The following is a 6,922-nucleotide window of genomic DNA, read 5'->3' as shown; positions in this document are numbered from 1 at the left end:
CCCTCCCCCGCAGAGGCTAGCGGATTCACACATCGGGATTGTTCTGCGGCAAGCCTCTGAAACACCACGCGTTTCCCCTCCCCCTTGCGGGGTGGGGCCAGGGGTGGGGGTGGTGCAGGATCAAGCGTCCCGGTGCCTTCTGAGCCACCCCCACCTCCAACTCCTCCCCGCAAGGGGGAGGAGCGCGCGTCGCGCCTTCCGCCAGCCGATGTGTGAACATCGTAGCCCGCAGAGGGGGGAGGGAGAGGCGCGTATCCCGCTTGGGCGAGGGACCCCGTACTTCGTCCGAAGATATGTGAATCCGGTAGGCCTCGCCGGAGGAGGGCGGCCCCGGCGGGGCGCAGTCAGGCCGCCAGCTTCAGCAGCCACGCGTCATGCGCTGTCAGGAAGCCCTTGAGCCGGTCGCCGTAATCCTTAGTGACGGCGCTTCGGACGCTGTCCCGGGTCCGGAGGGCCGCCCGCCAGGCCGTGATCTTCGGGCAGGCCTCGAAGACGTTGGTCGGCGCCACCGTGTCGAACACGTCGAAATACCGGAAGACCGGCGCGAACGCCGCATCGACCAGGCTGAACGCCGGGCCCGCGAAGAACGGACCGTCGCCGAGCGCCGCCTCGACCCGCGCGAACTTGGCCACGAGCGCCGCGCGCTTCGACGCGAAGGTCGCCGCGTCCGTGGCCGTCTCGAAACCCCAGAGATCGGACAGGATCGCCGATCCGAGCTCGATCCAGCCGCGATGGCGCGCCCGGTCGAGCGCGTCGCGTGGATGCAGCGACGGGCCGGCTTGCGTCTCCTCCAGGTATTCGCAGATGACGGCGCTCTCGAACAGCACGGCCTCGCTGCCGTCCGCCCGGCCGACGATCAGCAGCGGAACCTTGCCCAGCGGCGAGATCGCCTGGAACCACGCGGGCTTGGCGGCGAGATCCACGGACCGCCTTTCGAACGAAACCCCCTTTTCCGCCAAGGCGATGGCGGCGCGCTGGACGTAGGGACAGAGCGGGTGACTGACCAGCGTGAGGGCCGGCGCCCCACGTCTCGCGGTCGTCATGCTGCCGTCTCCTCCAGCCCCTCGGCCAGCCGCGCCGCGCGGACCGCAGGGCGGGCGCCGACGCGGTCGAGGAAGGCGCGCACCTGCTGGAATCCGGACAGATCGATCTTCGTGTAGGCGGACCAGCCGACGATCGTGAACAGGTAGGCATCGGCCGCCGTGAAGCCTTCGCCGAGCAGGAACGGACCGCCGCCCGCCAGATGACGCTCCACGAAGGCCAGCCTTTCGCCGATCTTCCGGCGGGCCACGTCCTGGGCCTGTGCCCCGTAATCCGGGTGAAACAGCCAGGGGCTGTACAGCTTGTGCAACTCCGTGGCGACGAAGGTGAGCCAGGATTGCAGCGCGGCCCGCTCGCGCGTTCCGGGGGGCGGCGCCAGGCCGCGTTCGAGCTTCAGCTCCGCGAGATACAGGGCGATGGCGATGCCTTCCGTGAGGATCGCACCGTCATCGAGCCTGAGCGCCGGGACATAGCCCTTCGGATTGACGGCGCCGTAATCGCTCCCGTCCTCGGTGACGTGCGGCGTCCGGGCGATGTCGACCCGTTCGAGGTCGAGGGAAAGGCCCACCTCGTTGGCGACGATGTGCGGGAAGAGCGAGCAGGTTCCGGTCGCGTAATAGAGCTTCATGGCGTGATCTTTCGGCAAGTACCCCGAGGCAAGCGCCCGACGTTGCGTGGGCGAAAGGGGCGCGGTTCCGTGACCTCGGCCGGATCGGCCGTGACGGCCTGTCCAGAGCGACATAGATGCAATAGCATGTACCCGCTCCGCCCGTCAAGATAGATGTATCTGCATCCATGTCCGAGCCGACCGATACGCCCCGTCCCGTCCCGCCGTCGATCACCGCCGCCTGGATCGGCCTGATGCGCGCGCAACGGATCGTCCTCGCCGCGATCGAGGCTGATCTGAAAGCGGCCGGATTGCCGCCGCTCGGCTGGTACGACGTGCTGCTGGAACTGGCCCGCGCCACCGAGGGGCGCCTGCGTCCCTTCGAGATCGAGAAGCGGACCCTGCTGACGCAGTACAACCTGTCCCGGCTGATCGACCGCCTCGAAGGCAAGGGGCTCGTTCAGAAGGAGCTGTCGGGCGAGGATGGCCGCGGCCGCTGGGTCGTCATCACGCAGGACGGCCGGGCCATGCAGGCCAGGATGTGGACCGTCTACAGCAGGGCGCTGTCCGATCATGTCGGCCGCAAGCTGGACGAGTCCAGCGCCGACGCCCTGGCCGGCCTCCTGGCGAAGCTGACGGACTGAGGCGATCCAACGGGCGCGACCCGGCCGATGGCCCAGGCAGCGGATCAGAGCACCCCCAACGTGCTCACCCGGACCGGCTCGGAGCGGCCCTCCACCGGGATCTCGCGGATCGCCGTCGGGGTGGTCTTGGCGGCGCGGTAGACCGCCTCCGAGACCACCGCGATGCAACCCAGAACCTTGGTCAGGCCCTGCAGGCGCGAGGCGACGTTGACGGTGTCGCCGAGCGCGGTGAAGCGGGCATCGGTGGCGTCGCCCATCGCGCCGACGATCGCCGGGCCGGCATGGACGCCGATCCCGTACCGCAGGGTGTGCTCCAGATCGGTCGCCAGCAGCGCGTTGAGGGTGGCGACGTGCTCGGCGATCAGATCCACCGCCCGCAGCGCGTCGCGGGCCGCCGGCTCGGGGTCGGTCTCCAGGCCGAACAGGGCCAGGAGGCCGTCGCCCAGGAACTGGTTGGTCGAGCCGCCGGCCTCCCGGACCGCGTCGCCGACCGCGCCGAGGAAGCGGTTGATGATGAACACCGTGTCGTAGGGCAGGCGCTCCTCGGCGAGCCGGGTCGAGCCGCGCAGGTCGACGAACATCGCCACGATGAAGCGCTCCTCGCCCGACTGCGCCCGGTCGAGCAGGTCCGCCTGCCGGACGCGCGGGGGCAGGGGGAACAGCGGCACCACGGCGAGGTCGGATTCGGGCCGGAACTGGCAGGCGAGGCGCACCCCCGGCCCGGCGGCGATCCGCTCCAGCACGGCGCGTTCGGCCCGGCCGGCGGGGGGGATCCGGTCGCTGCCGTCGAGCACGCGGATCCGGCAGGTCGAGCACCGGCCGCGGCCGCCGCAGACGCTGGCATGGGGGATCCGGTTGCGCCGGCTCGCCTCCAGCACGCTGGTGCCGCGGGGCACCCGCACCACCTTTCCGTCGGGATAGCTGAGCCGGATCGTGCCGCGCTTGATCTCCGTCAGGGTCCGGCCCCCGCGGGCGGCGATGACCACGGCGATGAGGCCGGCATAGGTCGCCAGCATCCCGTCCCGGATGGCGGCGAGCCGCGCCACCTGATCGGGCAGCCCGACATGGACCGGCTGGAGCGCCACGGCGCGCCAGGCCGGGTCCTGCGCCAGGGCGAGGATCGTCCGGCCGCCCTGCACGAAGCCGAGCAGGGCCAGGACCGGGACCAGCACCGCCACCGCCAGCAGCCAGGGCGCCGCGCGCCCGAAGGCGGGCTTCAGCCGCAGCCAGAAATACAGGCCGGAGCAGCCGTGGATCCAGGCGATGACCAGCATCGCCGCCTGCATCGCGCCGCTGAGCGGGGAGGCGACCCAGAAGGCGTAGAGTTCCTGCGCGTAGCCCTTGTCGAGCCCCTCGGTGGCGAAGGCGATCCGGGTTGCCGCGATGTGGCTGATGAGCAGCGGCGGGATCAGCAGCCCGGAGACCATCTGCACCACCTCGCCGGGCCGCCAGCGGAAGTAGCGGGCCGCATAGAGGGCCTGGAGCCCGAGCCCGAGATGGATCAGCAGCGCGCCGTAGAGCAGCGCCAGGCCCAGCGGATTGAGCCACAGGGCGGAGGCGATCTCGAGCCCGTCCTCCATGGCGTCGAGGGAGATGTTGCCGAGCGCGTGGTTGGTCAGGTGGGTGAGGATGTAGGCGAACAGCACCAGCCCGCTGCCCAGGCGGAGGCGGCGCAGGCTGAGGAGGGACCGGATTTGGGCGCGCGGGTTGATCGGAGCGGCCGGCAGGCTTCCGGCGGCGGATCGGAGCGTCGCGAGCGACGGAGTGCGCATCATCCTGGGAGGTCCGACGAGATCGGCAGCGGGCCCGCTTGGTCCAGCCTTCGTACCAGCAAACGGCGGCTGCGGCCTGCGTTGTATTGCTACTTGTCGGCGCGTTTCAGGTCAGGACCGGACAGAAGCCTGCCGGGACAACCTTCGCGCGCCCTTCGAAGCGGCCGGATAGGGCTTTGCCGCCGGTCGGCTTCCGGCGAAGAATCGCGCGGCCCGTCCCCCGATTGTGCGAAGCGCCCGGGGCCGGCCCTGGCCGCGCGAGAGCCGTCAACCGAACCGTCCGCCGGGCGTTGCCCAGGCTGGATGACACCTGGAAAGAACCCGATGCCCGACCCGTTCTTCGGCCGGAGCGCCGCCGCGGTGGCCGCGGACCTGATCGGCGCGCAACTCCGGGTCGGCGAGGCGGGCGGGATCATCGTCGAGACGGAGGCCTATGACCGGACCGACCCCGCTTCCCACAGCTTCGCCGGCCCGACCCAGCGGAACGCCAGCATGTTCGGGCCGCCCGGGCACGTCTACGTCTACCGGTCCTACGGCCTGCACTGGTGCCTGAACCTGGTCTGTGAGCCGGGCAGCGCGGTGCTGCTCCGGGCGATCGAGCCGACCGCGGGCCTGGCCGCCATGGCGGCGCGCCGGGGCCTGGCGGATCCGCGGCTGCTCTGCGCCGGGCCCGGCCGCCTGTGCCAGGCCCTCGGCATCACCGGGGCGCTGGACGGCCTGCCGGTGGCGGAGGCGCCGTTCCGGTTCGCGCCCCGGGCGGAGCCGGTCCCGGTGGTGGCGGACCGGCGCATCGGGATCACCCGCGGCGCCGAGACGCCCTGGCGCTTCCTGCTCGCCGGCTCCCGCTTCGTCAGCCGGCCGGCGCGGCGGGTCTCCGCGATCCCCGAATCCACGCCACCCGGGTGAGCTCCGATCGCGCCACGGGGGCCGGGAGCGCGGAAACCATGGAGGGTGCCGAAACAGCCCGGGCGCACTTGGCCACCCCGGCAACCTCATGTATGGATTTCCCCCCAGCGGACTGAAGTTTCTGCAACTACAGGTCTCAGAGATTTTATTTTACAAGCATTCGGACTTGTAGTGACCCAGGACAGCCAGAAGGCTTTCGACATCGTTGCCCGGCTCAAGCAGGCGTCGAGGATTTCCGACATCCTCCGCGAGATGCGGTCGGCCGGCGCGTATTTCGGCTACGATGTCTTCATCATCACCAACCTGCCGGCGGAGCACGAGGTCTCCACGCAGAACTGCGCCCTGGTCCCGTCCTGGCCGGAAGGCTGGCGGAAACGCTATTTCGAGCGCGACTACCTGCGGATCGACCCGGTGGCGAACCACGTGAAGCGCACCACCGAGCCGTTCCTGTGGAGCGAGGCGCCCTACCGGTCCGACGAGGCCGGGGCCGCCCGGGTGATGGGCGAGGCGACCGAGTTCGGATTGTCGAAGGGGTTCTGCGTCCCGATCCACCACCTGAGCGGGCCGGGCGGCGGCGTCAGCTTCGGCGCCAGCCGGCTCGACCTGTCCGAGGAGGCCAAGGCCGCGCTGCACCTCGTGTCGATCTACGCCTACCAGCGGGCCGAGACCCTGATCCGCGAGGGCGGACGCAACCCGGTGCGCAAGGCGCCCCGGCTCACCGCGCGGGAGATCGAGTGCCTGCGCTGGACCGCGGCCGGCAAGACCAGCTGGGAGGCGTCCGAGATCCTCAGCACCTCGCAGCGGACCGTGGAGTTCCACCTCAGGAACGCCGCCCGCAAGCTCGATGCGGTCAACCGCGTCCAGTGCGTCGCCGAGGCCATGCGACAGGGCATCATAGCCTAGCCACCCGGCCTGCGCCGACCTCGTAATTTTACGAGGCTCATTCGGACCCACCACCCGGCATCACGCCCCCAAGGGGGAATGATCCATGGTTGTGGTTATCGACGACGACAATATTTCCCAGCACGGCGATCTGCTGGAAAAGATCTACCGATTCCGGCACGCGCTGTTCGTGGAGCGGCTGAACTGGGAGGCGTGCCGCCGGCCCGACGGCCGCGAGATCGACCAGTTCGACGGCCCCGGCTGCATCCACTTGGCCTACCTGGAAGACGGCGCGATCACCGCCTACACGCGGCTGCTGCCGACGACCCGGCCGCATCTGCTCACCGAGGTCTACCCGCAGCTGGCGCAGCGTGGGCCGGCGCCCCGGGGCGCCACGATCTACGAGTGGACCCGCTGCGGCACCCTGCCGGCCCGGCGCGAGGGGCGCACCAGCCGTATCGATCCGGCCACCGCCGGGATCTTTACCGCCGCTGCCGAGGTGGCGCGGGCGCGCGGTCTCGACGGGCTCCTGGCGCAGACGCACCCGATCCTGGTCAACCGGCTGATGTCCTGCGGCTGGGACGTCGAGCCCCTCGGGCTGCCGACCACGTATCAGGGCCATTCGATCCTGGCGGTCTATGCCCGGCTGGGGCCCGACACGGTCGCGGACTCGCGCCGGTTCTTCGGCCTCGACGCCTCGCCCCTGCACACCCCGCGGGCACCGGCGATTCGGCTGCCTGTCCCCGCCGAGCGGAGGCTGCACGCATGAGCATGTCCGACATCCTGGACCGGGCCTGCAAGCGCGAAGGCGAGGACCCGGCGATCGTGCGCCTGGGCCACCACGCGATCGAGATGTGGCGTGCCGCGGAAGAGCTCGGCGACCCGCGCCTGCTCGCCGCCCTGCGCCCGCTGGTGGAGCATGTCGGCCGGGCGCTGGCCCGTGACGTGCGGGACGAGACCTGCGCGGATGACACGCTGCATTGAGGGGGGCCCGGCACCGTCTTCACGACCCGGAGCGGCCTAGGATCTGAGCCCAATCAGCTTGACCGTGGCGATGTCTGCAATGGCTA

General features: G+C 70.6%; 8 protein-coding genes. 5 read left to right on the top strand and 3 right to left on the bottom strand.

Annotated elements, in window-relative coordinates:
- Positions 1-344 precede the first annotated feature (344 nt).
- Both MKL20_RS20060 and MKL20_RS20055 read right to left on the bottom strand, forming a co-directional pair.
- Positions 345-1,043 carry a glutathione S-transferase family protein gene (locus tag MKL20_RS20060; RefSeq protein ID WP_244038150.1) on the bottom strand — a complete coding sequence of 233 codons (699 nt, stop codon included), beginning with the start codon at positions 1,041-1,043 and terminating at the stop codon, positions 345-347.
- Positions 1,040-1,669, bottom strand: a complete 630-nt coding sequence (locus MKL20_RS20055) for a glutathione binding-like protein (RefSeq protein WP_244038149.1) — start codon at positions 1,667-1,669, stop codon at positions 1,040-1,042. Before MKL20_RS20055 ends, MKL20_RS20060 begins: the two co-directional genes overlap by 4 nt.
- 167 nt (positions 1,670-1,836) lie before the next feature.
- On the opposite strand from MKL20_RS20055, the gene MKL20_RS20050 reads away from it, so the two are divergent.
- Positions 1,837-2,292, top strand: coding sequence for a MarR family winged helix-turn-helix transcriptional regulator (locus MKL20_RS20050; protein WP_244038148.1), 456 nt, complete (start codon positions 1,837-1,839; stop codon positions 2,290-2,292).
- Positions 2,293-2,336: 44 nt separating this feature from the next.
- Here the strand turns inward: MKL20_RS20050 and MKL20_RS20045 are convergent, their stop codons facing one another.
- Positions 2,337-4,067 (bottom strand): adenylate/guanylate cyclase domain-containing protein, encoded by a 1,731-nt coding sequence (locus MKL20_RS20045; protein ID WP_244038147.1) that lies wholly within the window; start codon positions 4,065-4,067, stop codon positions 2,337-2,339.
- A 321-nt stretch (positions 4,068-4,388) separates the two neighbouring features.
- Between MKL20_RS20045 and MKL20_RS20040 the strand changes: the two genes are divergently transcribed.
- The 4 genes from MKL20_RS20040 to MKL20_RS20025 all read left to right on the top strand — a co-directional run bounded on the left by MKL20_RS20040 (position 4,389) and on the right by MKL20_RS20025 (position 6,836).
- Positions 4,389-4,970 (top strand): DNA-3-methyladenine glycosylase, encoded by a 582-nt coding sequence (locus MKL20_RS20040; protein ID WP_244038146.1) that lies wholly within the window; start codon positions 4,389-4,391, stop codon positions 4,968-4,970.
- Between the two features lie 171 nt (positions 4,971-5,141).
- A complete protein-coding gene (locus MKL20_RS33170) occupies positions 5,142-5,873 on the top strand; it encodes an autoinducer binding domain-containing protein (protein WP_244038145.1) in 732 nt (243 codons plus the stop codon).
- An 85-nt stretch (positions 5,874-5,958) separates the two neighbouring features.
- Entirely contained in the window at positions 5,959-6,621 is a 663-nt protein-coding gene (locus tag MKL20_RS20030; RefSeq protein ID WP_244038144.1) for an acyl-homoserine-lactone synthase, read from the top strand.
- Positions 6,618-6,836: a hypothetical protein gene (locus MKL20_RS20025; RefSeq protein ID WP_244038143.1), complete on the top strand. Its 219-nt coding sequence runs from the start codon at positions 6,618-6,620 to the stop codon at positions 6,834-6,836. The genes MKL20_RS20030 and MKL20_RS20025 overlap by 4 nt, the downstream gene beginning before the upstream one ends.
- Positions 6,837-6,922: the final 86 nt, after the last annotated feature.

The organism is Methylobacterium sp. E-066, assembly GCF_022829635.1.
In the GTDB taxonomy this organism is placed as follows: Bacteria; Pseudomonadota; Alphaproteobacteria; order Rhizobiales; family Beijerinckiaceae; genus Methylobacterium.
The sequence above is the reverse complement of the archived record's forward strand: the minus strand, read 5'-3'. Positions and strand labels throughout refer to the sequence as shown.